General features: G+C 68.3%; 28 protein-coding genes. 8 read left to right on the plus strand and 20 right to left on the minus strand.

What is annotated here, in order from left to right; all coding sequences use genetic code 11:
- Together AB0N61_RS12585 and AB0N61_RS12590 are read right to left on the minus strand one after the other, a co-directional pair.
- Window positions 1-997 (minus strand): chaplin family protein (locus AB0N61_RS12585; protein ID WP_363364506.1); only part of this gene is annotated, 997 nt, incomplete at its 3' end.
- Window positions 998-1106: 109 nt separating this feature from the next.
- Window positions 1107-2243 (minus strand): hypothetical protein, encoded by a 1137-nt coding sequence (locus AB0N61_RS12590; RefSeq protein ID WP_363364508.1) that lies wholly within the window; start codon window positions 2241-2243, stop codon window positions 1107-1109.
- Between the two features lie 554 nt (window positions 2244-2797).
- On the opposite strand from AB0N61_RS12590, the gene dnaB reads away from it, so the two are divergent.
- Window positions 2798-4171 carry a replicative DNA helicase gene (gene dnaB / locus AB0N61_RS12595; protein WP_363364510.1) on the plus strand — a complete coding sequence of 458 codons (1374 nt, stop codon included), beginning with the start codon at window positions 2798-2800 and terminating at the stop codon, window positions 4169-4171.
- 114 nt (window positions 4172-4285) lie between these two features.
- On the plus strand, window positions 4286-5200 hold the full coding sequence (locus AB0N61_RS12600; RefSeq protein WP_363364512.1) for a Fic family protein: 915 nt from the start codon (window positions 4286-4288) through the stop codon (window positions 5198-5200).
- Between the two features lie 214 nt (window positions 5201-5414).
- Here the strand turns inward: AB0N61_RS12600 and AB0N61_RS12605 are convergent, their stop codons facing one another.
- Window positions 5415-6200 (minus strand): DNA/RNA non-specific endonuclease, encoded by a 786-nt coding sequence (locus AB0N61_RS12605; RefSeq protein ID WP_363364514.1) that lies wholly within the window; start codon window positions 6198-6200, stop codon window positions 5415-5417.
- A gap of 102 nt (window positions 6201-6302) precedes the next feature.
- A complete protein-coding gene (locus AB0N61_RS12610) occupies window positions 6303-7199 on the minus strand; it encodes an SDR family oxidoreductase (RefSeq protein WP_363364516.1) in 897 nt (298 codons plus the stop codon).
- A 152-nt stretch (window positions 7200-7351) separates the two neighbouring features.
- On the opposite strand from AB0N61_RS12610, the gene AB0N61_RS12615 reads away from it, so the two are divergent.
- Entirely contained in the window at window positions 7352-7909 is a 558-nt protein-coding gene (locus tag AB0N61_RS12615; protein WP_363364518.1) for a dihydrofolate reductase family protein, read from the plus strand.
- Between the two features lie 18 nt (window positions 7910-7927).
- Here AB0N61_RS12615 and AB0N61_RS12620 read toward each other — a convergent pair whose 3' ends face one another.
- The 6 genes from AB0N61_RS12620 to AB0N61_RS12645 all read right to left on the minus strand — a co-directional run bounded on the left by AB0N61_RS12620 (window position 7928) and on the right by AB0N61_RS12645 (window position 12905).
- Complete coding sequence (locus AB0N61_RS12620) at window positions 7928-8155, minus strand: RNA-binding S4 domain-containing protein (protein WP_053098195.1); 228 nt, start codon at window positions 8153-8155, stop codon at window positions 7928-7930.
- Window positions 8156-8188: 33 nt separating this feature from the next.
- Window positions 8189-8506, minus strand: a complete 318-nt coding sequence (locus AB0N61_RS12625) for a hypothetical protein (protein ID WP_363364520.1) — start codon at window positions 8504-8506, stop codon at window positions 8189-8191.
- A gap of 191 nt (window positions 8507-8697) precedes the next feature.
- Window positions 8698-9522 (minus strand): hypothetical protein, encoded by an 825-nt coding sequence (locus AB0N61_RS12630; protein ID WP_363364521.1) that lies wholly within the window; start codon window positions 9520-9522, stop codon window positions 8698-8700.
- Between the two features lie 74 nt (window positions 9523-9596).
- Entirely contained in the window at window positions 9597-10880 is a 1284-nt protein-coding gene (locus AB0N61_RS12635; RefSeq protein WP_363364523.1) for a glutaminase, read from the minus strand.
- Window positions 10881-10903: 23 nt separating this feature from the next.
- Window positions 10904-12211 carry a HAMP domain-containing sensor histidine kinase gene (locus AB0N61_RS12640; protein ID WP_363364525.1) on the minus strand — a complete coding sequence of 436 codons (1308 nt, stop codon included), beginning with the start codon at window positions 12209-12211 and terminating at the stop codon, window positions 10904-10906.
- Window positions 12212-12227: 16 nt separating this feature from the next.
- A complete protein-coding gene (locus AB0N61_RS12645) occupies window positions 12228-12905 on the minus strand; it encodes a response regulator transcription factor (RefSeq protein ID WP_167948106.1) in 678 nt (225 codons plus the stop codon).
- A 263-nt stretch (window positions 12906-13168) separates the two neighbouring features.
- On the opposite strand from AB0N61_RS12645, the gene AB0N61_RS12650 reads away from it, so the two are divergent.
- Complete coding sequence (locus tag AB0N61_RS12650; protein WP_363364528.1) at window positions 13169-13666, plus strand: hypothetical protein; 498 nt, start codon at window positions 13169-13171, stop codon at window positions 13664-13666.
- A gap of 16 nt (window positions 13667-13682) precedes the next feature.
- On the opposite strand, the gene AB0N61_RS12655 is transcribed toward AB0N61_RS12650, so the two are convergent.
- Window positions 13683-13889: a CDGSH iron-sulfur domain-containing protein gene (locus AB0N61_RS12655; protein WP_167948108.1), complete on the minus strand. Its 207-nt coding sequence runs from the start codon at window positions 13887-13889 to the stop codon at window positions 13683-13685.
- Complete coding sequence (locus AB0N61_RS12660; RefSeq protein ID WP_363364530.1) at window positions 13886-14926, minus strand: iron-containing redox enzyme family protein; 1041 nt, start codon at window positions 14924-14926, stop codon at window positions 13886-13888. Before AB0N61_RS12660 ends, AB0N61_RS12655 begins: the two co-directional genes overlap by 4 nt.
- A gap of 146 nt (window positions 14927-15072) precedes the next feature.
- On the opposite strand from AB0N61_RS12660, the gene AB0N61_RS12665 reads away from it, so the two are divergent.
- Window positions 15073-15252 (plus strand): hypothetical protein, encoded by a 180-nt coding sequence (locus tag AB0N61_RS12665; RefSeq protein WP_363364532.1) that lies wholly within the window; start codon window positions 15073-15075, stop codon window positions 15250-15252.
- Window positions 15253-15271: 19 nt separating this feature from the next.
- Here AB0N61_RS12665 and AB0N61_RS12670 read toward each other — a convergent pair whose 3' ends face one another.
- The 4 genes from AB0N61_RS12670 to sigJ form a co-directional block, all read right to left on the minus strand.
- Window positions 15272-16657: an LLM class flavin-dependent oxidoreductase gene (locus AB0N61_RS12670; protein ID WP_363364534.1), complete on the minus strand. Its 1386-nt coding sequence runs from the start codon at window positions 16655-16657 to the stop codon at window positions 15272-15274.
- Window positions 16658-16805: 148 nt separating this feature from the next.
- Window positions 16806-17537, minus strand: a complete 732-nt coding sequence (gene pnuC, locus AB0N61_RS12675; protein WP_363364537.1) for a nicotinamide riboside transporter PnuC — start codon at window positions 17535-17537, stop codon at window positions 16806-16808.
- On the minus strand, window positions 17534-18061 hold the full coding sequence (locus AB0N61_RS12680; protein ID WP_363364539.1) for an N-acetyltransferase family protein: 528 nt from the start codon (window positions 18059-18061) through the stop codon (window positions 17534-17536). The genes pnuC and AB0N61_RS12680 overlap by 4 nt, the downstream gene beginning before the upstream one ends.
- 160 nt (window positions 18062-18221) lie before the next feature.
- Window positions 18222-19166 carry an RNA polymerase sigma factor SigJ gene (sigJ, locus tag AB0N61_RS12685; RefSeq protein WP_363364541.1) on the minus strand — a complete coding sequence of 315 codons (945 nt, stop codon included), beginning with the start codon at window positions 19164-19166 and terminating at the stop codon, window positions 18222-18224.
- Between the two features lie 158 nt (window positions 19167-19324).
- On the opposite strand from sigJ, the gene AB0N61_RS12690 reads away from it, so the two are divergent.
- Window positions 19325-20065 carry a 3-beta hydroxysteroid dehydrogenase gene (locus tag AB0N61_RS12690; protein ID WP_363364543.1) on the plus strand — a complete coding sequence of 247 codons (741 nt, stop codon included), beginning with the start codon at window positions 19325-19327 and terminating at the stop codon, window positions 20063-20065.
- A 12-nt stretch (window positions 20066-20077) separates the two neighbouring features.
- On the opposite strand, the gene AB0N61_RS12695 is transcribed toward AB0N61_RS12690, so the two are convergent.
- Window positions 20078-20995, minus strand: a complete 918-nt coding sequence (locus AB0N61_RS12695) for a DUF808 domain-containing protein (protein WP_363364545.1) — start codon at window positions 20993-20995, stop codon at window positions 20078-20080.
- Between the two features lie 151 nt (window positions 20996-21146).
- Here AB0N61_RS12695 and msrB point away from each other — a divergent pair, with 151 nt between their 5' ends.
- Together msrB and msrA are read left to right on the plus strand one after the other, a co-directional pair.
- On the plus strand, window positions 21147-21614 hold the full coding sequence (gene msrB / locus AB0N61_RS12700) for a peptide-methionine (R)-S-oxide reductase MsrB (protein WP_167948116.1): 468 nt from the start codon (window positions 21147-21149) through the stop codon (window positions 21612-21614).
- Window positions 21611-22156, plus strand: coding sequence for a peptide-methionine (S)-S-oxide reductase MsrA (gene msrA / locus AB0N61_RS12705; protein ID WP_363364547.1), 546 nt, complete (start codon window positions 21611-21613; stop codon window positions 22154-22156). The genes msrB and msrA overlap by 4 nt, the downstream gene beginning before the upstream one ends.
- A gap of 58 nt (window positions 22157-22214) precedes the next feature.
- On the opposite strand, the gene AB0N61_RS12710 is transcribed toward msrA, so the two are convergent.
- The 3 genes from AB0N61_RS12710 to AB0N61_RS12720 all read right to left on the minus strand — a co-directional run bounded on the left by AB0N61_RS12710 (window position 22215) and on the right by AB0N61_RS12720 (window position 25046).
- Window positions 22215-23015, minus strand: coding sequence for an alpha/beta hydrolase (locus AB0N61_RS12710; RefSeq protein ID WP_363364549.1), 801 nt, complete (start codon window positions 23013-23015; stop codon window positions 22215-22217).
- A 92-nt stretch (window positions 23016-23107) separates the two neighbouring features.
- On the minus strand, window positions 23108-24559 hold the full coding sequence (locus tag AB0N61_RS12715) for a catalase (RefSeq protein ID WP_363364551.1): 1452 nt from the start codon (window positions 24557-24559) through the stop codon (window positions 23108-23110).
- Between the two features lie 64 nt (window positions 24560-24623).
- Window positions 24624-25046 (minus strand): Fur family transcriptional regulator, encoded by a 423-nt coding sequence (locus AB0N61_RS12720; protein ID WP_167948120.1) that lies wholly within the window; start codon window positions 25044-25046, stop codon window positions 24624-24626.
- Between the last annotated feature and the right edge of the window lie 36 nt (window positions 25047-25082).

Consider the following 25082-nt stretch of genomic DNA (forward strand, 5'->3'; position numbering starts at 1 on the left):
CGGTGACATCGATCGGTGCGGCGACCGGCGCGGTCACCTGGGTGCCGCCGAGGATGCCGTCGTCACCGGAGGTCTCCGCTCCGGTGCTGCTTCCGCCGGCCGGGGCGGTGCCGCCGCTGGTGGTTCCGGTGGACTCGCTGTCTCCGAGGACGGAGATGGCGTTGCCGGTGACATCGATCGGTGCGGCGACCGGCGCGGTCACCTGGGTGCCGCCGAGGATGCCGTCGTCACCGGAGGTCTCCGCTCCGGTGCTGCTTCCGCTGGCCGGGGCGGTGGTTCCGCCGGTGGTGCCGGTGGACTCGCTGTCTCCGAGGACGGAGATGGCATTGCCGCCGATCGTGACCGGTGCGGTGATCGGCGCGGTCACCTGGGTGCCGCTCGCGACCCCGTCGTCACCCGATGTGGTCGCTTCGGAAGCACCCGCGCCGCTGTCGTTCGAGGATGCCGGCGCACCGGCATCCTGCCCGACAGCCTCGCTGTCGCCGAGCACGGCGATGGAGTTGCCCGAGACGGTGATCGGAACGTCGACGTCCACCAGCGCCTGGGTGCCTGAGAGCACGCCGTCATCTCCGTTCGTCGTGACCGCGGGAGCGGCTGCGGGTGCGGGTGCCGGGGCAGCCTCTGCCGGAGCCTGGCTCGACGAGTCTCCCAGCAGGGTGATCGCGTTGCCGGTCACCGTGACAGGTACGACGACGTCGACCACGGCCTGAGTGCCTGACGCGGTGCCGGAGTCGCCGCTCGTGGTGGCGCCCGGTGCGGTCGCGGGTGCCGGGGCGGGCGCGGGGGCCGGAGCCTGCTGTGCGGAGGTGTCTCCGAGCACTGAGACCGCGTTGCCGACGACCGTGACGGGCACCGAGATCGGCGCATCCGCTTGGGTTCCCGAGAGCAGCCCGTCTTCTCCTGAGGTGTCTGCCGCGGTGGCGGCAGTCGCGCCGAGCAGGGTGATCCCGCCGGCGAGTAGCGTGCCCCACAGGGCTCGCTTGATGTATGTACGCATGATGACCTTCTCCTGACTGGAATTGGGTGTGTCTGGATGGGTGCACGCGAAGAGCATGTGCGCGCGCAGCACGGCATCTGTCGTTCACGAAGAACGACCGGACAACCCGTCAGTCAGGAGAGACGTCGGTGTCGGCGACCAGAGACGTCGGCAGGACGTCATCGGGTGCACCGGGGGTGCGCTCCACGCCGTGAAGCGCGGGAGCTCCCACATCGCCGAGGCGTGCGGGGGTGAACGAGGATGCTCCGCTCGAACCGGCGGAGGAAGTGGGTGCGGAGGGGGCTCCGGCGGGAGGGGCGGAGGGGAAGTGCTCGCCATCGGATGCGGGAGCACCCGTCTCGGGGCCGGCGTCAGAGGCCACGGCCTGGGAGACGGGCACCGCCGACGCAGCCGGGATCAGGTGGCGCGAGGGGGCGAAGTGTCCGCCAGCCGACGAATCGACCACGTCCGGGATGGAGCCGAGCGGCGCCGTTCCCTGAGGGCTGGAGTCAGCCGCCGAACCGGGAGAGCCGGGCCGAGAAGGCGTGACGACGCCGATGACCGGCGGAAGCGTGGTCTCCACCACCGTGTCGACGATCGGCGCCACCGTGTCGACGATCGGCGCCACCGTGTCGACGATCGGCACCACCCGGTCGACGATCGGCGTGGCCACGTCGACGACATCGTCGATCACGGGGAGAACCCCGAGGTCGTCGACCACCCCTCCGACGATGGGCAGCTCCGCGATCACGTCCTTCACGGGTGCCACGATCTCGGCGACAGGGGATCCGTCGATCAGATCGGTCACCGGAGTGACGACGGCCTCGGCGGTGTCGCCGGCGGTGTCGATGATCGCGGATGCCGGGGGTCCGACGACGGGGACCTGCGCGACGGTCTCGGTGATCTGCTCGACGACCGGAGGAGCCGCCTGCTGCACCGGCTTGACGACATGAGTGACAGCCGGGGCGACGACCTGAGTGACGACGGGCTGGACGACTTCGGTCACGACGGGCTGAACGACGTCGGTCACGACGGGTGCGGCCGGGGCGACGATCGGGGAGGTCGCCGAGGTCACCGTCTCTTCGACGGTCGAGACCGTCTCGCTCACTATCGAGGAGACCCCGTCGAGCAGCGAGTCATGCGAGCCGTCATCCGCGTGCGCAGAGGATCCGCCCGTGAAGATCGTGACCGTCGCCCACGCGAGCGCGCCCAGTCCACCCCAGAGGGCGACGGCCGGTAGGCCGCGCCGGGTTGCCTGAGCGTTCACGTCGACTTCCCTCCCCCGAGAGCGATCGTTCGTCCTCGACGCACATCACGTCGATAGCGGGTGACGTTACTCCCGGTATATCGCCGTGTCTAGAGGGTTCTGCTCGAAAACGATGACATATCGCGCACACTTCGCAGGGTTGCGCACTGTGACGCGCCCGGTGGAATCCCGGCTTGACTTTCCCCAGGTTCTGCACATCCCATCCCGGATTCGACGAACCTTCAACGCCCGGTTGAACCACGTTCTCATCCACAGGGTGGGGAAACCACAATTCCCAGGTCAGCAGCAATAAAAAATCACGGTCTCACGGTACTCCACCGACTTATCCACATGCGTTCTGCACAGACTCTCCGGACTTGTTCGCACGCTTTCCACACAGTTATCCACAGGGCGTGTTGCGACCGAAAACCCCCGCTCGTAGCGTGGTCCAGCGACCCGATGTCGGAAGTGCCTGGTTTGCTGTGCGAACGGCCTTCTCGAGCCGATTCGCATCGCGTGACCGACGCAGTCGGCATCGAGCACACCGCAAGAAACGTCGCATCGAAGGGAGCAGCGTGTCGATCGCCGACATCTCAGAGGAGCGCCTCGGAAGCAAGCGTCCGCCCGAGCGAACGCCCCCGCACGACCTGCTCGCCGAACAGAGCGCGCTGGGCGGAATGCTCCTCTCGAAGGATGCTGTCGCCGATGTGATCGAGACGCTCAGGGGCGCCGACTTCTACATCCCCAAGCACGAGCTGATCTTCGAAGCCATCCTGTCGCTCTACTCGCACGGCGAGCCGACCGACGTCGTCGCCGTCACCGACGAGCTCATCAAGACGGGGGAGCTGAGCCGGGCGGGCGGTGCCGACTATCTGCACACCCTCACCTCGATCGTCCCCACCGCCGCCAACGCCGGCTATTACGCGGGGATCGTGTCCGAGCGGGCGATCCTGCGTCGTCTGGTCGATGCGGGCACGCGCATCGTGCAGATCGGGTACGACGGGCAGGGCGACGCGACCGACCTCGTCAACAACGCCCAGGCCGAGATCTACGCGATCACCGGATCCGAGACGGCCGAGGACTACGTGCCGCTGCAGATCGCGGTCGATGCCGCGCTCGAGGAGATCGAGGCGGCCAGCGGTCGCGATGGCTCGATGACGGGTGTCCCGACTGGCTTCAAGGAGCTCGACGAGCTCACGAACGGCCTGCACGGCGGGCAGATGATCGTCGTCGCCGCCCGACCCGCCATGGGTAAGTCGACGCTCGCGCTCGACTTCGCCCGCGCCGCCTCGATCAGCCACAACCTCCCGTCGGTCTTCTTCTCGCTCGAGATGGGCAAGAGCGAGATCGCGATGCGTCTGCTCAGCGCCGAGGGGCAGATCCCCCTGCAGAACATGCGCAAGGGAAACCTCGACCCGCGGGACTGGACCACGGTCGCGGCGACCCGCGGACGCATCAACGACGCTCCTCTCTACATCGACGACAGCCCCAACATGACCCTGGTCGAGATCCGGGCGAAGTGCCGTCGACTCAAGCAGCGCGAGGGTCTGCGGATGGTCATCATCGACTACCTGCAGCTGATGACGTCGGGCAAGCGCGTCGAGTCGCGCCAGCAGGAGGTCTCGGAGTTCTCGCGAAGCCTCAAGCTCATCGCCAAGGAGCTGCAGGTTCCTGTCATCGCACTGTCGCAACTGAACCGTGGTCCTGAGCAGCGCACCGACAAGAAGCCCGCGATCAGCGATCTGCGCGAGTCCGGCTCGATCGAGCAGGACGCCGACATGGTGATCCTGCTGCACCGCGACTCGGTCTACGACAAGGACGTGCGTCCCGGTGAGGCCGACCTGATCGTGGCCAAGCACCGTAACGGTCCGACCGCGACGATCACCGTGGCCTTCCAGGGCCACTACTCGCGCTTCCACGACATGGCACCCGGCGGCGACTTCAACTGAGTGCAGGTTTCGCGTCGACCGCCGCGGCTGCACGGCACCCAGGCCCGACGTGCGCCGACGAAGGATGCCAGTATGCGTGAATCTGGCTAACCTCCTACCGTTATTCACGGTAAGTTGGGGCCTCGAGGAGGCCAGATGATCAATCAAGTGACTATCGAACGCATCGAATCGCTTCGCACGCACTATCGGGAGTTGACAGCGCGGCATCCTGAGGCGCTCGAGCAGATCGCGCGGGGTGAGACAGCGGAGTCCGTTCATCAATCGAACGCGATCGAGAACTCCACCCTCAGTCTCGAGGACACCGAGAAGATCCTCGCCGGGGGACTGCCCTCCGCGACGCACGACCTCCGAGAGGTCTTCGAGGCGAGCAACCTCGCCAGCGTCACAGAGGACCTCCTGAAACCGACAGCAGAAGACGCAGGCGGCACGCTGACCGTCGACCGCATCCTCCGCTGGCATGCTTCCCTCCTGAGGGGCATTCGCGATGACGTAGCGGGACGGTTCCGCCAGGGAGACGAGTGGGTACGGGTCGGCAGCCACCTCGGTGCGAATCCCTTGTTCGTGAAAGAGCTCGTAGATCGGGCGCTCGATCGGTACGTGACCGGCCCACCGATGAATGCCATCGAGAGGATCGCCTGGTTTCACTGCGAGTTCGAGGTGATTCATCCGTTCGTCGACGGCAATGGGCGAATCGGTCGAGTCCTGATGAACCATCAGTTACTCGGACAGGGACTACCACCCGTCATCGTCCGCGCGCGGAACAGGCGCGTCGAGTACTACCCGGCGCTCGACGCCTACTCGCGCGCGAATCGCCATGACGAGATGACGAGGTTGCTCGCGCTGTTGGTGCTGGAGGCGCTTCACAAGAGGATCGCCCTCCTCACCAGTCCAGAGGTCATCCGGCTCTCGCAGTGGGCGCGGAACGTCGGGATGCGCGGCAACGTCGCGGCGAACCGCGCCAAGCGACAGACGCTCCCCGCGTTCAGGGTGAGGGACAGCTGGATGATCGCTGCCGACCATCGCGGCTGATGCCGACCGAACCAGGTCGAGGGAGGACGGGACGCCCCCACCACGGGGGAGGTAGCAGAAAGGGCGCCCCATCCGATGCCGCTGCGCGGCACCCCAGCCGTCGCGTTACAGCGCGACAGAGCTGTGTCGCAAGCGTGACACCGGCCGATGCGCCGCGCAAGACCTTCTGCTGACCGGCATACTGCGACGACTTCACCCCGCGCGGCGACGACGGCTAGAGCGTGATGTCGGATGCCGCGGTGAGCGGCCGCCATTCGGACGACCGGGCGCCGCGGTGGGCGAGGACATCGGCGTCGAGCAGCGGGCCGACGTCGACACCCGTCATGCGGGTGATCTCGGCGATCGGAACCTGGAAGGTGCGGAAGGCGCCGAGCGGCGGCGCGGCGAGCAGACCGTCGGCCGTGTCGATGAGCTCTGCCTGATCGAGCACGAACCCGGCGGCAGCCAGACCGTCGGGCCCCTGCCAGGCCGCGATCTTCCAGAAGAGGAGGGGAATGCGGATGCCGCGGTAGGGCGGGTCGTCTTCTCCGAGTACGGGAGCGGTGAACACCGAGATGCGCTGATCGGTCGCCTCGGCATACTCGAGAACGTGGTCTTCCAGACCCAGCCAGAGCTCTGCGGACTGATTGAACCCGGCGGCCTGCGGGGCGGCGTTCGGATAGAAGAACGTCGCCTCGGTCGCTGCTCGGGCATCGTCGATGTCACCCCAGCCGGGGTCGCGCCGGCGCACGAGGTGTCCGCGATCGAGGTCGTTGCGCGCATACACCTCGGGTCCGGTCTGCAGATCTGCGTCGACTCGCGGGTCCAACCGCCACTCGCCGGTGCGGGGCAGCTCACGCAGGAGCGCGCCGTCGATGTTCACTCCCGTCACGGCGGCCAGACGGCGGTCGCCGTCGAGTAGCACGCTGAACCGCGGGTATGACAGCTCTGTCGCATCCTGTGCCGGTCGGGGCAGGGGCACCCGGGTCGCAAGGAAGTCGAGGTCGTATCCGTCTGCCATACCGACATACTGCCTCGCGGCTCCGACATCAGCCGGGCGTCGCCGTGCGCGGAAACGCCCCCTCCGAGTCGAGCTCGGGAGGGGGCGTTCGCGGTCAGCGACTCACGGCGTGGGCATGCCGCCGTTGACGTTGAGCGTCTCGCCCGCGACGTAGCTCGACTCGGGCGACGCGAGGAAGACGTAGGCCGGTGCCAGCTCGGCGGGCTGGCCCATGCGACCGAGCGGGGTGTCCTCTCCGAACTCAGGCAGCTTCTCCTGCGGCTGGCCGTCGCTCGGCTGCAGCGGCGTCCAGATCGGTCCCGGCGCCACGGCGTTCACCCGGATGCCCTTCGGAGCGAGCTGCTCGGCGAGGCCCTTCGTGAAGGCGTTGATCGTGGCCTTGGTCGACGCGTAGTCGACGAGGATCCCCGACGGGGAGTAGGCCTGGATCGACGTGGTGTTGATGATGGTCGAGCCCGCCTGAAGGTGCGGCAGTGCGGCCTTCGTGATCCAGAACATCGCGTAGACGTTGGTCTTGAAGGTGTCGTCGAACTGCTCGTCGGTGATGTCGGTCAGGGACTCCTGATAGACCTGCTTGCCGCCGTTGTTGACGAGGATGTCGAGGCCGCCGAGTGCGCCGACCGCCTCCGAGACGAGCGTGCGGCAGTACTCGGGGTCACGCAGATCGCCCGGGATCTGCGCCACGGTGGCTCCCGCCTCGCGGAGGATGCCGGCGATGCGGGCAGCATCCTCTTCCTCTTCAGGGAGGTAGGAGAGTGCGACATCCGCACCTTCGCGCGCGAAGGCGATCGCCGTCGCAGCGCCGATGCCGGAGTCGCCGCCGGTGACGAGGGCCTTGCGTCCGGTCAGCCGGCCGGTGCCGCGGTAGCTGTCTTCGCCGAGGTCGGCCTTCGGCGCGAGGTCGGCATCGAGGCCGGGCTCGGGCATGTGCTGCTTCTGGGGCTCGATGTCGGAGTAGAGCTCGGCCGGGTTGGTGAAGGTGTACTGGTCGCGAGACATGGGGGTTCCTCTCGGTCGCTGGTCTGGGGGTATGGCTCCAGCGTGCGCGCACGCGCGAATGTCGGCCAGCGCCTTGCGTCTCGCGCCGAGGGTCGCTAGGGAGACCGCCGAAAGGGGTCGACCCGCCCGGATGCCCGGAGTAGCCTCGCCGCATGGCCCGGCTTATCTACTCCATGATCACGTCGCTCGACGGATACGTCAGCGGCCCGGACGGCGGCTTCGACTGGGCGCTCGACGAAGATCTGCACGACTTCATCACCGAGCAGTTCGCAGACGTCGGCACCTATCTCTACGGGCGGCGGATGTACGAGACCATGGTCTATTGGGAGACCGCTCACCTCGAGCCCGACCAGCCGCAGGTCGGCATCGACTACGCACGGGTCTGGCAAGCAGCGCAGAAGGTTGTCTTCTCGAAGACCCTGGCCGAGGTGTCGAGCGAGCGAACGCGCCTCGAGCGCACGTTCGATCCCGAGGTGATCGAGCGATGGAAGGCGGAGTCCGACAGCGACTTCTCCGTCGACGGCCCCACGCTCGCGGCTGAGGCGATGCGGGCGGGACTGGTGGATGAGTTCGGCCTCTTCATCGGACCGGCGATCGTCGGGGGCGGCAAGCCGTTCTTCCCCGACGGTGTGCACGTCGACCTCGAGCTCGCAGAGCATCGGCGCTTCGACAGCGGCGTGATGTTCCTCCGCTACACGACGCGGCGGTGACGGACGGCAGCCGGGTGATCAGGGGCGCACGCGAACGGTGCGGCCCTCGAACGTCACCAGGTCGCCGTCGTGCAGCTGGCGTCCTCGTCGACGATCGACCTCTCCGTTGACCTTCACGAATCCGTCGATCACGACCTCCTTGGCGTCGCCGCCCGAATCGAGCAGTCCCGAGTACTTCAGGAACTGGCCGAGGCGGATCATCTCGCCGCCGATGGAGACATCGTCGATCGGACCGGAATTCGTCATGACTCCGATGGTATCCGCCGGTCTGTCCCGCGGTCAGCCGAGCGCCTTCTGGATCCGCAGGCTGAGTCGGTCGGCCGCCCTGGTGGTCATCGTCCGTCGGGTCGTGGACCGACGGGTCGTCGACTGCACGGCGATCCTCACGTCCGATCCGCCGGCGGCGAGCGCAGTGGTGACGATCCGCACGTCGGCCGGTGCCTCGAACAGCGATCCGCGGGTGCCGAATGCGACCGAGCGGCTGTCGAAGACGCGCCACTCGACATGCTTCAGATCGGTCACGACGTGCTGAAGCGCCTGCACGACGGAGTCCGCTCGGACGGATGTGTAGAAGTAGGTGTGCGCCGTGGTCGGCATGGATCCCCCCGGTGACCGCATCGTCGGTGCGCGACGGCGACCGAACTCGCACAGAGAGACCCGGTGGGCGACGGATCATGACGCGGCCACGTGAACACCGCAGACTCGCGCCTCGGCTGCGCCGGCATCCGGAAGACGCGTCGAGCCGCCGACCCCGTGGGGCCGGCGGCTCGAAGAACGACGCGGGTCGCTCAGTCGCCGATGTCGGTGCCGACCACGGCGTAGTCGGCGCTGAAGTCGATGTCGATCGAGCGGCGATCGGTGGTGACCACCGATGCATCGTAGGGGCTGACCTCGTCGTTGTCGGTGTCGAGGTCGGTGATCATCCCGTCGGCCTCGGCCAGGGCGGCATCGACGAGCGCGCGGATCGCGGCCTCGTCGAGAATGTGCGCGGGAGCGGTGTCGTCGTCTTCCTGCTCTGTCGAGATCACGGTCGCGGCGAGGTCGGCATCCACCCGCACCTCCGTCTCGCTGCCGTCCGCGGCGGTCAGCTGGACCTCCCAGGTCCCATCGCGCTTCGCATCGATCGAGGTGACATCGCCCTCCGCGGCTCCGCGGGCGGCATCCGCGATCTCGACGAGCTCGTCGGCGGAGTCGGTGCCGATGCCGGTCACCGGGCCCCCGCCCTGCGGAGCGCCTCGGTCGTCGCCGTCGTCATCGCGGTCGTCGCCGGGCTGTCCACCGTGGTCTCCGTCATCGCCGCGGGGACCGTCCGAGACAGAGGGGCGGTCGTCGTCGTCGCCGAGGTCGTCTCCGATGGCTGCTCCGACAGCCACTCCACCACCGACGAGGATCAGGGCGGCGGCGACTCCACCGCCGATCAGCAGAGCGCGCTTGCGACCGCGCTTCGCGGGGACTGCGGTATCGGATGCCGGGGCGGCGTTCTCAGCCGCGAGCGGCGCGACGGGCACGGTCTCGCCATCGTGCGTCGGCGTCGGCGCGGGGGGAGGGGGCGGGGTCGTGTTCGTCGGGAGGTTCTCGGGGGTCTGGTCAGGGGTAGGGCTCTTGTCGTTCATGTCTTGATGCTCTCGCGGCAGTGCTGAAGCCACCCTGAAGCGTCCTGAAGCCGCCTTCAGGAACCAGTGGAGGCTCAGCCGCGCACCGCGCTCGCCACGTCGGAGAAGGATGCCGGCACATAGCCGCCGTGCGCCTTCTCGCCGTGCACGAGCTCGCCCGATCCGGTCTCGGCACGGCCGAGCACACCCCACGGGTCGACGATCCGCACGTCGTGCCCGTCGAGGTGCAGACGACGCACGCCCTCGAGGAGCATGCGCTTGGCGATGTCGTTGGCGCGCTGCACCCGATCGAGGTCGACGATCACGGGCTCGTCGCCTGCGGGTTCCTCGGCGAAGCCGCGCAGCACGCGCTCCGCCTCCATGAAGTGCAGATCGCCCGCGATCTCGTGCACTGTCGCGCCGTCGTGCTCGACCCGTCGCGACACCGAGCGCGCCGTGTCGGTCGAGGTCATGAGGTGCAGACCCAGGTCGTGATTCATCCGCTCGAACATCCGCACTCCGCGGGTGCTGTTGCCGTGCGGATCGAGCCGCGGCGAGAAGACGGCGATGCCGACCTGCCCGGGCAGCACGCCCATGAGACCGCCCGCGACGCCGCTCTTGGCGGGGATGCCGACCGAGGTCAGCCAGTCGCCCGCCGAGTCGTACATGCCGCAGGTGGTCATGACGCTCAGCACCTGTCGGTTGACGGCCGGATCGATCACCTGCGTGCCGTCGGGGGTACGACCCCCCGCCGCGAGCACCGAGCCCATGCGGGCCAGATCGCGCACCGTGACCGACACCGAGCACTGTCGCGTGTAGCCGCGGACGACATCGGCGGGATCCGCGTCGAGCGTGCCGACGGTGCGCAGCATGTAGGCGAGCGCCATGTTGCGGTCGGCGGCCGACAGCTCGGATTCGAAGACGTCTTCCGCGATCGAGAGCTCCCGTCCCGCGAGACGGCTGTACAGGTCGAGGATGCGGTCGACGCGGGCGTCGGCCTTCTCGCCGTCCACGAGCGCGTGGGCCGCGATCGCCCCCGCGTTGATCATGGGGTTGCGCGGACGACCGGTCTCGCGCTCGAGCGAGATCTCGTTGAACGCATCGCCCGACGGCTCGACATCGATGTGCTCGAGCACGGTGTCGAGGCCCTGATCGGCGATGGCCAGTGCGTAGGTGAAGGGCTTCGAGATCGACTGGATCGTGAACTCCACGTCGGCATCGCCCGCGACATAGACCTCGCCGTCAAGGGTCGAGACGGCGATGGCGAGTCGGTCGGGGTCGGCCTGCGCGAGCTCGGGGATGTACGAGGCCACCTCTCCGGCATCCTCCCCGCACGACTCGAGCAGCACGTTCAGGTAGTCGATCATGGGGGTCTGCATACCCACCATGCTCGCATGCGAGGTCAGCCGGAGATCGGGAGCGCAACCACGAAGCGGGCGCCACCCCAGCGGGAGTCGTCGACCGAGACCGTGCCGCCGCTGGCCGCCGCGATGCCCTGCACGATGGCCAGACCGAGACCGCTGCCTCCGGCGTCTCGGCTGCGCGCCTCGTCGAGTCTCACGAAGCGTTCGAAGATGCGCTCGCGTTCGTCCGGCGGCACTCCCGCGCCGTCGTCCTCGACCGTCACGAACACCCAGGCGTCCTGCGGGATCACGCTGATCGCCACCCGGCCCGCAGTGTGTCGGACGGCGTTGTCGGCGAGATTGCGCAGCAGCTGACCGAGCAGGCGGGGGTCTCCGGTGACGCGCGCCGCACGGATACCGGAGCCGTCGACATCGACGCCTTGCGACCGCAGTCGCCGCACCTCACCCAGTGCGATGTCGTCGAGGTCGATGGCCTCGTCATGCGTGCCGCCGCCCTCGTCGAGCCTGGCGAGCAGCAGCAGCGACTCCACGATCCCCTGCAGGCGGAGTCCTTCGTCGGACACCACCTCGGCCAACTCGTCGATGCTGGTGGTCGCGGGGTGCGCCTGAGCCAGCTCGGCATGCTGTCGGATCGTCGCGAGTGGGGAGCGCAGCTCGTGCGACGCATCCGAGACGAACCGGCGCTGCGCCGCCGCTGAGGCGTCCAGTCGATCGAGCATCCGGTTCATGGTCGTCGCGAGCGCCGCGATCTCGTCCGACGACGGCGGCACCTCGACGCGCCGATGCAGGTGCTCGGCGGTGATCCCGTCGACCTCCTCGCGGATGCGCGTCACGGGCCTGAGCGCCCGACCCACCACCAGCCAGGTCGTCGCGGCGACGAGCAGCAGCAGCAATGGCACGGCCACCGCGAGCAGCACGGCGACGGTCGACAGCGTCTCGGCGCCGTCATCGACGGGCACCGCGAGCACGAGAGTCTGGCCGTCGTCGATGCCCTCCGAGACGACCAGCACGGGATCGCCGCCCACCGTCATCCGTCGTGCATCACCCGAGGTCGGCAGCGCGGATGATCCCAGCTCGTCGCGGGCATCCTCGCTGGCGGCGCGCACCGTGCCGTCCTTGCCGATGATCTGCACGATCTCGTCGTCGAGGGTGTCGATGCCGCGCTCGCCGCCTGGTCCGCCGCCGGGGCCGTCGAATCGCTCGGCGAGCTCGTCGAGCCGCTGCTCCGCCGCACGCTCTTCGCTGGCATGGATGCTCGAGCTGAGGATGCCGTAGAACGAGAACGCCCCGATGAGCAGCGCGACGGCGACGACGAGAGTAGCGCCGAGGGTCGTCCGGGCGCGCACCGACCTGAAGGAGCGCCTAGCCACCGTCGGCCGCCAACCGGTAGCCGGCGCCGCGGATCGTCTCGATAGCCTCACGTCCGAAGGGCTTGTCGAGCTTGCGACGCAGGTGGCCCACGTAGACCTCGACGATGTTGGGGTCGCCGTCGAAGTCGTCGTCCCACACGCCCTCGATCAGCGAGCGCTTCGAGAGCACCTGGCCCCGATGACGCATCAGGTGCTCGAGCACCGCGAACTCACGAGCCGTCAGCGTGATCGGGGTCTCGCCGCGCCAGACGCGGTGCGACGAGGGGTCGAGCTTCAGATCCCCGGCTTCGAGCACGGCCGGCCGGGCGACGGCGCCCCGACGCACGAGGGCGCGGATGCGGGCGACGAGGATGGCGAACGAGAACGGCTTGGTCACGTAGTCGTCGGCGCCCGTCTCGAGGGCCTCGACCTGGTCCCACTCGCCGTCCTTGGCGGTGAGCATCAGCACGGGCGTCCAGTTCTCCTCAGCGCGCAGCGCCTCGCACACCTTCCATCCGCTCATGCCGGGCATCATGAGGTCGAGCACGATCGCGTCGTAGCGGGTCTCGCGTGCACGCCAGAGTCCGTCGACGCCGTTGTGTGCGACGTCCACAGCGAAGCCCTCCGCTTCGAGTCCCCGGCGCACGGCGTCGGCCAACCGCGCCTCGTCGTCAACCACCAGGATCCGCATTCCTCCAGTGTGGCGGGAGCACGCTGAATCCGCGCTGAAGCGGGCACCGTCGCGCCTCATGCCCGCATCCTGCCTTCGCCCTCGGGAGGAGGACTGCTCGCCGGGAGGACCGATCGCCGTAGATGCTCCTCCCGGGACGCAGATCTCCTCCCCAGGCGGTGTGTGCGCGAGGACGCGTGCGACGGAGGGTTGGCACTGTCGGCGCCGTGTGGTTGCATGAGGCGATGACCAGGATCCGGGGGGACAGGTCGAGGGGCTCGCGGTTGCTTCTCGTCATCGCGACGACGGCACTGCTCGCGGGCTGTGCGACGGCGACTCCGGGGTCGGCGGACGCATCGCCCACGGCATCCCCGAGCCCGACTCCCACCGCGGCCTGCCCGCAGATCGAAGGCGTCGACCTGCCACCCGACTGCGCACCGTACGACCCCGACCACGCGATGGCGCAGAACGAGCGCTATCGCGACCGTATTGAGCCGTCCGAGGAGAGCCGGGCCGCCGCCGAGAAACCCGCCGCGTCTGTGAGAACAGGTCTCGAGACGCTCCGCGCCTCCGGAGACCTGTCGGTCGCCGCGGTGGAGGAGGTGTTCGCCGCCGCCGGCCTCACCGACGTGCAGACCATCGGCGACGCCCGGGCGGTGGCCTTCGGGGCTGCGGCGCCGGAGGGCGGATGCATCTTCGGCGAGGTCTCGGCAGACACGCTCAGCGTCGAGATCGGCGGGGTCATCATGGACGGCGGATGCCTTCCGGCTGTCGGCCACTGAACCGTGCGCTCGTCGCTCAGGCGTCGGTGCGGAACCCCGCCGCCTTGTGGGTGCCGTCGCAGAACGGCTTGATCGTCGAGAGGCCGCAGCGGCACAGCGCCACCGTGCGGCGCTTCACCTCGATCGGCTCGCCGTCGGAGGTCTCGAGCACGGCGGCGCCCCGCACCAGCAGCGGTCCGTCGGGGTAGGCCGTGATGGTGACGGCATCCTCGCGCTCACTCATCGCGCGTCCCTCGGCCGCAGGGAGGATTCTCCGCGCATCCACGAGTCGAGCATGTGTCCCGCTGCCCAGCCGTCGACCGTCAGGCAGGCCGCCGCTCCGAACATGATGTCGGGCAGCAGCTCGGGGTGATCCTCGGCCAGCCCTCCGGCGAGGTCGCGCGCCGCGATCTGCTCGTGCACGGCATCCGCCTCGACGTGCTCGTCGAAGTAGTCGGTCACGTCCTCACCGAAGCCGAGTCGCCGGAGGCCGTCGGCGTAGAGCCGGTTCGGGATCGACGACGTCATCTCGAACGCGGCGAGATGACCGACGATGGCGCCGAGGAGGCGCCGGTTCAGTCCGAACATCGACATCGAGTTCAGTGAGGCGAGCGTGATGGCCGGCACGTCGTCGACGTACCCGCCGTAGGTGTCGTCGAGCCCGGCGCCGCGCATCGCGCGAGCGAAGATCGTCGCGTGCACGCGGTCGGGCCTGCCGCCGCCGTACTCGTCGGACTGGATCTCGACGAGTGCGGCCTTCGCGCGTCCGTGCAGGCGGGGGATCGCCCATGAGTGCGGATCGGCCTCGCGCAGCGTGTAGATCGAGCGCTGCATGAAGAACTCGTGCATCTGCTCCTCCGTCGCCTTCTTGGCGACGTAGCGCGACAGGCTGGGACCCGTGTCGGCCTCGGCCAGGGCGAAGAGAGAGCGGCCGACGGCGTCGACGGTCGGCTCGGGAAGCTCAGGCATCGGCACGGACGCCCGCAGCGCGCGCTCGAACGCGTGCTCGAGGATTCCCCGCGTGGTGATCAACGCCGCGTCCCACTCGAGGGCCGGGTCGAGTTCGGGAAGCGACCCGTACGACGAGGCATAGAGCACGAAGAGCGCGAGCTGGACGTCGTCGTCGCGCACGACATCGTCGGTCGAGGCGAGCGCCGCCTCGGCCCTGGCACCGAGGTCGTCGGCGTCGTCGCCGGTCAGTCGACGGATGACGGCGTCGCTGAGTGGACCTCTCGCTGTGATGCCGTGGACGGCGGACGGAGTGAGTGCTGGCGCAGACATGGAGATGCTCCCAAAGATCGGATGCTCGCAGTCTCACCCCGGCGGTCAGCGCACGGAAAGGGACTTGACGCGACGCACCGGATGCGGAAGGGCGCATGCCGCGGCATCCGGATCTGCGACGTCGCCGCGCCGCCTAGGCTGGAACCATGAACAAGAACTCGCTCTGGACCATCGTCGGCGTCGTCCTCGCCGTGGTGATCGCCTGGTGGATCGTCAGCGCGCTGTTCTCGATCCTGTGGTTCATCGCGAAGCTCGCGATCGTGCTCGTCGTCGCGGTCATCGTGTTCCTCGTGCTGCGGGGACTGTTCACCTCGAAGGCCGACTGACACGCACGCCGGCCGCGGATCAGGCGACCGAGACGCTAACCCCGATCCGATACCGTGCGGCGCGATGCGTGTCCTGCACGCGGTCGCCCTTGCCCTGCAGCTTGTTGCGGAGAGTCCCGGGCGCGTACTCCTCCGGGTAGACGCCGCGCTCGCGCAGCACGGGGATGACGTGCTCGATGACGTCCTGCCAGGTGCCGGGGGTGACCGCGTAGGCGAGGTTGAACCCGTCGATGTCGGTCTCCTCGACCCACGACTGCAGCTCGTCGGCGATCTCGACGCCCGAACCGATGATGGTGGGGCCCAGGCCGCCGATCGCGTTGTGGCGTCCGAAGTCGCCGACGGTCCACTCGCGTCCGAGGTCGGCCTCCTCCTTCAGGTGCTGCAGCACCGACTGGATGGCGTTCGACTCGACGTTTCCGACCGGCTCGTCCTCGGCATACTGCGACAGGTCGACGCCCATCCAGCCCGACATGAACGTGAGTGCGCCCTCGGGGCTGGCATAGGAGAGGTATTCGGCGTGCTTCGCCGCCGCATCCTCACTCGTCGCTCCGGTGATCACCGTGAGCAGCGTGTAGATCTTCGCGTCGTAGCGGTCGCGTCCGGCCTCTTCGAGCGCGTCGCGGATGCGCTTCACCGTGCCGGCGAGCACCTCTTTCGACGGCGCCGCGACGAAGATCGCCTCGGCGTTCTCGGCCGCGAACTTCACGCCACGGGGGCTGGCACCGGCCTGGTAGATGACGGGAGTCCGCTGCGGCGACGGCTCGGAGATGTGGATGCCGGGAACGCTGAAGTGCTTTCCCTCGTGGCCGATCGGGTGCACCTTCGACGGGTCGGTGAAGATTCCGCGCTCGCGGTCCTCGACGACGGCGTCGTCTTCCCACGACCCCTCCCACAGCTTGTAGAGCACCTCGACGTACTCGTCGGCGTGGTCGTAGCGGTCGTCGTGCGCGAGCTGGTCTTCCTGGCCCATGTTGCGTGCGGCGCTGGGCAGGTAGCCGGTGACGACGTTCCAGCCGATGCGCCCGTTCGTGAGGTGGTCGAGAGTGCTCAGTCTGCGCGCGAACGGGTAGGGGTGCTCGAAGGCTGTGCCCGCCGTGATGCCGAATCCGAGGTGCTCGGTGACAGCCGCCATCGCGCTCACCAGCAGGATCGGGTCGTTCACGGGAACCTGAGCGCCGTTGCGGATCGCCGCCTCGTTCGTGCCGCCGTAGACGTCGTAGGTGCCGAGCACATCGGCGATGAAGATGCCGTCGAAGGTGGCGCTCTCGAGCAGCTTCGCGAGGTCGGTCCAGTACGAGATGGTGTTGTACTGGCGCGACCGGTCGTCAGGATGCCGCCACAGCCCGGACGACTGGTGAGCGACGCAGTTCATGTCGAAGGCGTTGAAGCGGATCTGACGGGTCATGCCGTCAAGCAAAACCCGTCGGCGCCGGTCGCGGCCACCCTCGCTGACATGCGCCGACACATTCGGGCGCCGCCGTCCCCCGGCTTTCGAATCGCGCACTTTGCAGTTTTGGCGGGGCTGGACCTGCAAAGTGCGCGATTCTAAAGGGTCAGGGGCGGTCGCCCTCGACCGTCCTCACGGTCGAGGTGATCGGCCGAGGATCGGGCATGATCGTGTCGACCTGCGGTTTGGCGTTCGCCTGCGCGCGGCACCAGACCACGAACCCGACCGCGGTGAACACGCCGTAGAACACGTACATCAGCCCGGTCGCGTAGAAGCCCGAGCTGAACAGCAAGGGCACGCCGACGACATCGACGGCTATCCAGATGAGCCAGAACTCGGTCCAGCCCTTCGCCATGCCGTAGGTGGCGAGCAGCGAGCCGACGAAGGTCCACGCGTCGGCCCAGACCGGCTCCCACGAGCCGAGGGCACGGAAGAGGGGAGTCAGCGCGATCGTGCCGATCACCATCGCGAGCACCAGGCCGACTCGTGCGCTGTTCGGCGCCCACCGCGGGGTCACTCGCCCGCCGTCGGCCGCGGCCTGCCGCCAGCGCACCCAGCCGTAGATCGCGACGACGATGAACATGACCTGCCGGCCCGCCTGACCGAGCAGATGCGGAAGCTCGTGGTCGGGGTTCAGGATCGACCCGAGGAACACCGTGAGCAGCAGCAGGTTGCCGATGATGCCGACAGGCCACGCCCAGATCTTGCGCTGCATGCCGCCGAGGGCGCTCGCCAGACCGAACGCATTGCCGACCACCTCCCGGATCAGCAGCACCTGGCCGCCGGGGAGCACCCACTGCGAGTTGAACGCGTCGGCGAGCCAGAGCAGCGGGTTCATCGGATCTCGTCGGGGAAGGGGCGCTCGTCGAGCACCAGCTGCAGGAAGGTGAGATCGAGCCAGCGATCGAACTTGGCGCCGACCTGCGGCATCCGGCCGACCTGCATGAAATCGAGGCGCTTGTGCATGATGATCGACCCCGTGTTGCTGCTCTCGATCGCCGCGACCATGACGTGCTTGCCGAGTCTGCGCGCGCGGTCGATGAGCTCGATCATGAGCGCCTTGCCGATGCCGCGCCCGCGCTGCCCGTCACGCACATAGACCGAGTGCTCGACCGTGTGGCGGTACCCGCTGTGCGGGCGCCAGTCGCTGAATGTCGCGTATCCGAGCACGCCGGTGTCATCGACGGCGACGAGCACCGGGTAGCCGCGCTCGATGCGCTCAGCCAGCCAGGAGGTGCGGTCGTCGACCGTCACCGCCTCCTCGTTCCAGATGGCGGTCGTGGTCAGCACCGCATCGTTGTAGATCGCCGTGATCGCCGGCACGTCGGCGGTCTCGGCATCCCGGATCTGGTGGTCGCTCATCAGGTCTCCTGCATCCGCGCTCGGGTGCGCACTGGACGACGGTAGCAGGATGCCGGCAGGGCGTCGTTCGCGTGTCGCTTGCAGGACCGAGGCACGTCTGCAGGACCGGATCCCCCGGGTCCTCCGACATCCGTGCGTCGATCCTGCACACGGTGCGGGTTCAGCGGGCCCCGGCCTCGGGCATCCACGTCGGATCAGAGGTGGATCGCCAGGATGTGAGCTTGGCGGGGTTGAGGACGATCCACAGCTGTGTGATCGCCCCGCGTTCGACGTGCAGGTTCATGACCGAGACGACGTCGTCGCCTTCGCGGAAGACGAAGCCGAGGCCGTCGCCGAACTGCTGCTCCTCCATGCTCATGTCGGGACGCTTGGCGGCGATTCCGAGCAGGAAGCGCGCCACGTTGTCGGCGCCGCTCACGACGTTGCGGGCCGCGCTGACCACGCCGCCGCCATCGCTGCGCAGTTCGACATCAGGCGCGAGGAACCGCGCGAGTGACACGACATCACCTGTGCGCGTCGCCTGCTGGAAGGCGCGGACGACGCGGTCGTGCTCGGCGCGGGGCACGACGGCGGCGCGGTTCTCGCGCACGCGACGACGCGCGGATGCCGCGAGCTGTCGCACCGCGGCCGAGGAGCGCCCGACCGCCCGAGCGATCTCGTCGAACGGCACGGCGAAGACGTCGTGCAGCACGAACGCCACGCGCTCAGCCGGGGTCATCGCCTCGAGCACGACGAGGAGTGCCGTCGAGACGTCCTCGTCGAGGGTGATGCGATCGAGCGGGTCCTCAGGCGCCTGTGTCCCACGCGAAGCGAGTGCTCCGGCGAAGACATCGGACGGCACCGGTTCGGGCAGCCACTGACCGACGTACTGTTCGCGCCGGCGCCGCGCGGAACCCAGGAGGTCGAGTGCCACACGCCCGGCGACAGTGGTGAGCCAGCCCGCGGGGTTCGCGATCGCATCGCGCTCCGCCTCGGTGAGTCGATACCACCGCAGGTAGGTCTCCTGCACGACATCCTCGGCATCCGCCAGCGTGCCCGTCATCCGGTAGCCGAGAGCGAGGAGGCGTCGCCGCTCGCGGAAGACGTCGTCGAGGTCGTCGTCCATGGGATGTCCCCTCCGATGATGCGTGGATGCCTTCGCAGAATACGACGACGCAGCGCCCCCGGCGTGTGAGGCCTCACACTTTCGCCGGCTGTCTCGTCATCATGTTCAGAGGTGCAGAAGCGCCCGCGGAGTCGAGAGGGAACCGGATGAGGATCGCAGTGGCAGGAGGAACGGGCGTGGTCGGCCGGCACACGGTCACGGCCGCACGCGACGCGGGGCATGATGTCGTCGTGCTCTCGCGTTCGGCGGGCGTCGACGTGCTGACGGGTGTCGGGCTCGCCGGGGCGCTGCAGGGCGTGGATGCCGTGATCGACGTGACGAACACGACCACCCTATCGGCCGCGAAGGCGATCGAGTTCTTCGAGACCGCGACGCGCACTCTGCTCGCGGCGGAGGAGGCCGCCGGAGTGGGTCATCATGTCGCCCTGTCGATCGTGGGGATCGACGGGATCGACGCCTCCTATTACGCGGGCAAGCTCGCGCAGGAGAGAGCCGTGGCTGCCGGGCCGGTGCCGTTCACGGTCGCGAGGGCCGCGCAGTTCCACGAGTTCGCCGGGCAGCTGCTGTCAGGCATGCGCGGTCCGGTGGCGGTGATGCCGAAGCTGCTCATGCGGCCCGTGGCCGCTCGGGAGGTGGGTGCCCATCTGGTGCGGGTCGCCGCGGGCGCGGCGGTCGGACGTGCACGCGACCTCGTCGGGCCGCGAGACGAGGTCCTCGCGGATGCCGCGCGCAGGCAGCTGGCGTTCGACGGAGTGCGACGGCGGGTGCTGGCGGTGCGCCTGCCGGGGGCGTACGGGCGCGGGCTGGCGTCGGGGTCGCTGCGCGGGGGAGCGGATGCGCTGCAGGGTGAGGTCACGTTCGACGAATGGCTCCGCAGCGGGGACCACACGCCGGCGTAGGGCGCGTTCGCGTCAGACGTGCACGTCGGCGGGCGATTCCTCGCCCTCGTGGAAGCTGGGCTTCTTGCCCACCAGGCGACCGATGCCGAGGATGATCCCGACGATGATCAGACCCGCGACGAGGCCCGCGATGGCCGAGAACAGGGTGTCGCCGATCCAGACGATCACGCCGCCGGCCGGCTCGAGGACGTGCTCGATGCCGTGCAGGATGTCGGCACCGAAGTGCACGCCGACCTCGCCGAGGTTCACCAGCAGCAGGTGGCCACCGACCCACAGCATCGCGACCGTGCCGAGGATGCTGATGAATCGGAAGACCGCGGGCATCGACCGAACGATCCGGGTGCCCGTGTGGCGCACGCGCTGCGAGGGGTTCTTGGCCATCTTCAGGCCGATGTCGTCGATCTTGACCAGCAGGGCCACCGCGCCGTAGACGACACCGGTCATGATGAGGGCGATCACGGCGAGGATCGCGAGGGTGGTCCAGATGTCGAGACCCGCCTCGAGGTTCGCCAGCGAGATCAGCATGATCTCCGTCGACAGGATCAGGTCGGTGCGCACCGCCCCCCACACGAGCTTGTTCTCGTTGCGGGCACCTTCGTCGGCGTGGCCGTGCTGCACCCCGAACCACTCGAGCACCTTCTCGGCGCCCTCGAAGCACAGGTACGCGCCGCCGAGGATCAGCAGATACGGCAGCACCCACGGTGCGAAGGCGGTGAGCAGCAGAGCGATCGGGATGATGATCACGAACTTGTTCGCCAGAGATCCGACGGCGATCTTCGCCACGACGGGCAGCTCGCGCGCGGGTGTGATGCCCTGCACGTACTGCGGGGTGACGGCGGCATCGTCGATCACGACGCCGGCGGCCTTGGCCGAGGCCTTCATCGCCGCGCTGAGGATGTCATCGACGACGGCGAGCAGTCCAACCGACATGTGCGTCTCCCTGGTGTGTATGTAGCGGAGCAACTCTATCGACTTCGCACAAACTCACAGCGCGCTCACAGTCCCACGGGACCAAATCCGGCATCCTCCTGGTTCTCCCCTATGACGCTGCAGCCAGCCGCGTCGGACAAGGAGACAGACCATGTCGAACGAGTACAGCAAGACCCCCGAGGCCGTCAGCGACCTCACGCATCTGCAGTACGAGGTCACGCAGGAGGATGCGACCGAGCCGCCCTTCCGCAACGCGTACTGGAACAACCACGACGACGGCATCTACGTCGACGTCGTCTCGGGCCAGCCGCTTTTCGCGTCCACCGACAAGTTCGACAGCGGCACCGGGTGGCCGAGCTTCACCAAGCCCATCGAGGCGGATGCGGTGACCACGCGCACCGACCGCACGCTGTGGATGAAGCGCACCGAGGCGCGATCGAGCGGTGCCGACAGCCACCTCGGGCACATCTTCGACGACGGACCCCGAGACGCCGGTGGGCTGCGCTACTGCATGAACTCCGCCGCCCTGCGCTTCATCCCGGCTGACAGCCTGGAAGATGAGGGGTACGGTCGCTACCGTCACCTCTTCCCGATCAACACCTCTGAGGAGCAGTCATGACCGACACCGGAACCATCACCCGCACCCCCGGCACCGAGACGGCCGTGCTCGCCGGCGGCTGCTTCTGGGGCATGGAAGACCTCATCCGCCGCCAGCCGGGCGTGCTCGACACCCGTGTCGGCTACACCGGTGGCAGCAACGACCACGCCACGTACCGCAACCACCCGGGTCACGCCGAGGCTGTGGAGATCGTGTTCGACCCCGCGAAGACGACGTATCGCGACATCCTCGCGTTCTTCTTCCAGATCCACGACCCGTCGACCAAGGACCGTCAGGGCAACGACATCGGCTCGAGCTACCGCTCGGCGATCTTCCCGCTCAGCCCCGAGCAGGAGACCGTCGCGCGCGACACCATCGCCGACGTCGACGCCTCCGGTCTGTGGCCGGGCAAGGCCGTGACCACGATCGAGCCCGCGGGTCCGTTCTGGCAGGCCGAGGAGGAGCACCAGGACTACCTGATCAAGTACCCCAACGGCTACACCTGCCACTTCCCGCGTGCGGGATGGGTGCTGCCGAAGCGCGAAGAGAACGCGACGGTCTGACCGTCACGCCGAGAGCCCTTCGTCTCCCTGAGACGGAGGGCTCTTCTCGTGTCTGCGGTCAGTCCTCCGACAGGAAGGCGAGCGCGGCCTCTTTGAAGGCGCGGGATCCCGGTGCGTTGAAGTGGTTGCGGTCGGGGATCTCGAAGAACCGTCCCTGCGGGGCAGCCGACGCCAGGGCCCGAGAGCCCTCGATGATCGCGTCCTTCGACCCCGTCGCGAACAGGATGGGACTCGCCGGTGCGTTCGACGGATCCGGGTCGATCGTCCGCGACGACCGCATCCCCTCGGCCAGCGCGACCAGCGCCCCCAGGTCGTTGCCCGGCACGCGTTCGGTGAGTGCGATGTAGTTCTGCGTCGTCGGATCGGCGACAGGAGTGCCGTCGGAGAGATAGGCGCGCACCTGATCGAGATCGAGTCGCGCCAGAGGGATGCCGTCCGGCACCCCGCCGAGCACCGCGCGACCGATGCGGTGCGGAAGATCGCGCACGACCTCCCATCCGACCCTGGCGCCGAGCGAGTACCCCACGTAGACGGCTTCGTCGACGAGGTACATGTCCATGACCGTCTCGACGTCTGTCGCGAGAGTGCGGATGCCGTAAGCATCGGCCTGATGCGGCTTCTCACTGAGCCCATGACCGCGCTGATCGAGGGCGAGCACCCGGTATCCGGCCCTGGTGAGCTCACGCACCCACCCAGTGAGCACCCAGGTGTCACGGGCGCTCGACGCGAATCCGTGCACGATCACCGCCACGGGAGCGTCGACGTCGCCCCACGTGTAGGTCGCGAGGCGAGTGCCGTCGGCGGCATGCACCTGCTGGGGTTCGGGCATGTTGGTGAGGTCGGAGAGAGGAACAGCCACGGCATCCATTGTGCTCCCCCTGCGGTGCCCGGAGACGCCGAGACCCACCGGCCGCGAGGGGACGGTGGGTCTCGGTCGTCAGGGACGGCGACTCAGAAGCGAGCGCGCAGTGCGTCGCCGAGCGACGCGTCGACGTTGGTCCAGTACTGGAAGAAGCGCTCACGGATCGCGTCGATCGTGATGCCCTGGCCCTGACCGGTCAGCGTGTCGAGGAAGCGCGCGCGCTGCTCGTCGTCGAAGACCGTGCGGTACAGGGTTCCGGCCTGGCCGAAGTCGTCGTCATCGAGGTGCAGGGTCGCCGCGGCGCGGATCAGCTCGCCGTCCGACTCCCAGCTCGCCTCGACACCGGTAGCCGGGTCAGCCGTGGGTCCGCCTGCAGGGCCGAAGGAGTTCGGCGTGTAGACGCGGTGCTCAGCCGGGTTGAACCTGTACTGCATCTGGCCTTCGTGCATGTAGTTGCGCACCTCGGCCGCGTGCGGCTGGTTGACCGGCAGCTGGTTGTAGTTCGCGCCGATGCGGTAGCGCTGCGCATCCGAGTAGGCGAACACGCGGGCCATGAGCATCTTGTCGGGCGAGATGCCCGTGCCGGGAACCTGGTTGCCGGGCGAGAAGGCGGCCTGCTCGATCTCGGCGAAGAAGTTCTGCGGGTTGCGGTCGAGCGTGAACGTGCCGACCTTGATGCGCGGGTAGTCCTTCTTCGACCACGTCTTGGTCAGGTCGAACGGGTTGAAGCGGTAGGTCTTGCCCTCGTCGTAGGGCATGACCTGCACGTAGACGTCCCACGAGGGGGCGTTGCCGCTGGCGATCGCGTCGAACAGGTCGCGACGGTAGTAGTCGGCGTCCGACCCTGCGAGCTTCTCGGCCTCTTCGGCGCTCATCGCCTCGACGCCCTGCTTCGAGAGGAAGTGGTACTGCACCCAGAAGCGCTCGCCGGCGGCGTTGACCCACTGGTACGTGTGCGAGCCGTAGCCGTTCATGTGGCGCCAGCTGCGCGGCAGGCCGCGGTCGCCCATCAGGTAGGTGACCTGGTGCGCGGACTCGGGGGAGAGGGTCCAGAAGTCCCACTGCATGTCGGCGTCGCGCAGACCCGAGTCGCCGAGGCGCTTCTGCGAGTGGATGAAGTCGGGGAACTTCATGGCATCGCGCAGGAAGAAGGTCGGGGTGTTGTTGCCGACGATGTCGAGGTTGCCCTCAGAGGTGTAGAAACGCAGCGCGAAGCCGCGCACGTCACGCCACGTGTCGGGGGAGCCCTGCTCGCCGGCGACCGACGAGAAGCGCAGCAGCGTCTCGCTCTGAGCGCCCGGCTGGAAGGCCGCCGCGCGCGTGTAGGCCGACACGTCCTCGGTGACGGTGAAGGTTCCGAAGGCTCCGCCGCCCTTCGCGTGCGGGTTGCGCTCCGGCACGCGCTCGCGGTTGAACGAGGCCAGCTTCTCGACGAGATAGCGGTCGTGCAGGACGGTGGGCCCGTCCGCGCCGACGGTGAGCGAGTGGGCGTCGCTCGCGACGGGCGTGCCCGTCTGGGTGGTGGTCGATGGGTCGGTCATGTTCTTCTCCTTCTGCGCGCAGGCACGACGATCATCCCGGGTGCCCGGGATCGCACGGCGGATGCTATTGCGCGGCGTTCTGGCAACTGGGGCACAGGCCCCAGAAGGTGACTTCGGCTGTCTGGACGGTGAATCCCCCGGTCGAAGACGGGGTGAGGCACGGCGCTTCGCCGACCACGCAGTCCACATCGCCGATCGCACCGCAGGCGGTGCAGACGATGTGGTGGTGGTTGTCGCCGATGCGCCGTTCGTAGAGCGCCGCGGAGCCTGCCGGTTCGATCCGGCGCAGCAGCCCCGCCGTCGTCAGGTCCGCGAGGATGTTGTGCACCGACTGGATCGACGTCGTCGGAAGCACCTCGGACACAGCACGGTAGACCCGCTCCGCATCCGTGTGGGCCATGGACTCCATCGCCTCGAGAACGGCGACGCGGCCCGCGGTCGCCTTCAGTCCGGCACCACGAAGCGCGGTGTCGAAGTCGGTGTCCATGCTTCCACCATACCCTTGTTTTGAGTTATTCAAAAG

The sequence above is a fragment of the Microbacterium sp. NPDC089320 genome (assembly GCF_040684875.1).
Lineage (GTDB): Bacteria > Actinomycetota > Actinomycetes > Actinomycetales > Microbacteriaceae > Microbacterium.

Coding starts and splice junctions, on each gene's coding strand:
- msrB (WP_167948116.1), top strand. CDS start 21,147: ATGTCGAACGAGTACAGCAAGACCCCCGAGGCCGTCAGCGACCTCACG.
- AB0N61_RS12715 (WP_363364551.1), bottom strand. CDS start 24,559: ATGACCGACCCATCGACCACCACCCAGACGGGCACGCCCGTCGCGAGC.
- AB0N61_RS12610 (WP_363364516.1), bottom strand. CDS start 7,199: ATGTCTCGCGACCAGTACACCTTCACCAACCCGGCCGAGCTCTACTCC.
- AB0N61_RS12635 (WP_363364523.1), bottom strand. CDS start 10,880: ATGCAGACCCCCATGATCGACTACCTGAACGTGCTGCTCGAGTCGTGC.
- AB0N61_RS12660 (WP_363364530.1), bottom strand. CDS start 14,926: ATGTCTGCGCCAGCACTCACTCCGTCCGCCGTCCACGGCATCACAGCG.
- AB0N61_RS12670 (WP_363364534.1), bottom strand. CDS start 16,657: ATGACCCGTCAGATCCGCTTCAACGCCTTCGACATGAACTGCGTCGCT.
- AB0N61_RS12620 (WP_053098195.1), bottom strand. CDS start 8,155: ATGACGAATTCCGGTCCGATCGACGATGTCTCCATCGGCGGCGAGATG.
- AB0N61_RS12665 (WP_363364532.1), top strand. CDS start 15,073: ATGAACAAGAACTCGCTCTGGACCATCGTCGGCGTCGTCCTCGCCGTG.
- AB0N61_RS12630 (WP_363364521.1), bottom strand. CDS start 9,522: ATGAACGACAAGAGCCCTACCCCTGACCAGACCCCCGAGAACCTCCCG.
- pnuC (WP_363364537.1), bottom strand. CDS start 17,537: ATGAACCCGCTGCTCTGGCTCGCCGACGCGTTCAACTCGCAGTGGGTG.
- AB0N61_RS12625 (WP_363364520.1), bottom strand. CDS start 8,506: ATGCCGACCACGGCGCACACCTACTTCTACACATCCGTCCGAGCGGAC.
- AB0N61_RS12615 (WP_363364518.1), top strand. CDS start 7,352: ATGGCCCGGCTTATCTACTCCATGATCACGTCGCTCGACGGATACGTC.
- AB0N61_RS12680 (WP_363364539.1), bottom strand. CDS start 18,061: ATGAGCGACCACCAGATCCGGGATGCCGAGACCGCCGACGTGCCGGCG.
- AB0N61_RS12645 (WP_167948106.1), bottom strand. CDS start 12,905: ATGCGGATCCTGGTGGTTGACGACGAGGCGCGGTTGGCCGACGCCGTG.
- sigJ (WP_363364541.1), bottom strand. CDS start 19,166: ATGGACGACGACCTCGACGACGTCTTCCGCGAGCGGCGACGCCTCCTC.
- msrA (WP_363364547.1), top strand. CDS start 21,611: ATGACCGACACCGGAACCATCACCCGCACCCCCGGCACCGAGACGGCC.
- AB0N61_RS12655 (WP_167948108.1), bottom strand. CDS start 13,889: ATGAGTGAGCGCGAGGATGCCGTCACCATCACGGCCTACCCCGACGGA.
- AB0N61_RS12605 (WP_363364514.1), bottom strand. CDS start 6,200: ATGGCAGACGGATACGACCTCGACTTCCTTGCGACCCGGGTGCCCCTG.
- AB0N61_RS12695 (WP_363364545.1), bottom strand. CDS start 20,995: ATGTCGGTTGGACTGCTCGCCGTCGTCGATGACATCCTCAGCGCGGCG.
- AB0N61_RS12720 (WP_167948120.1), bottom strand. CDS start 25,046: ATGGACACCGACTTCGACACCGCGCTTCGTGGTGCCGGACTGAAGGCG.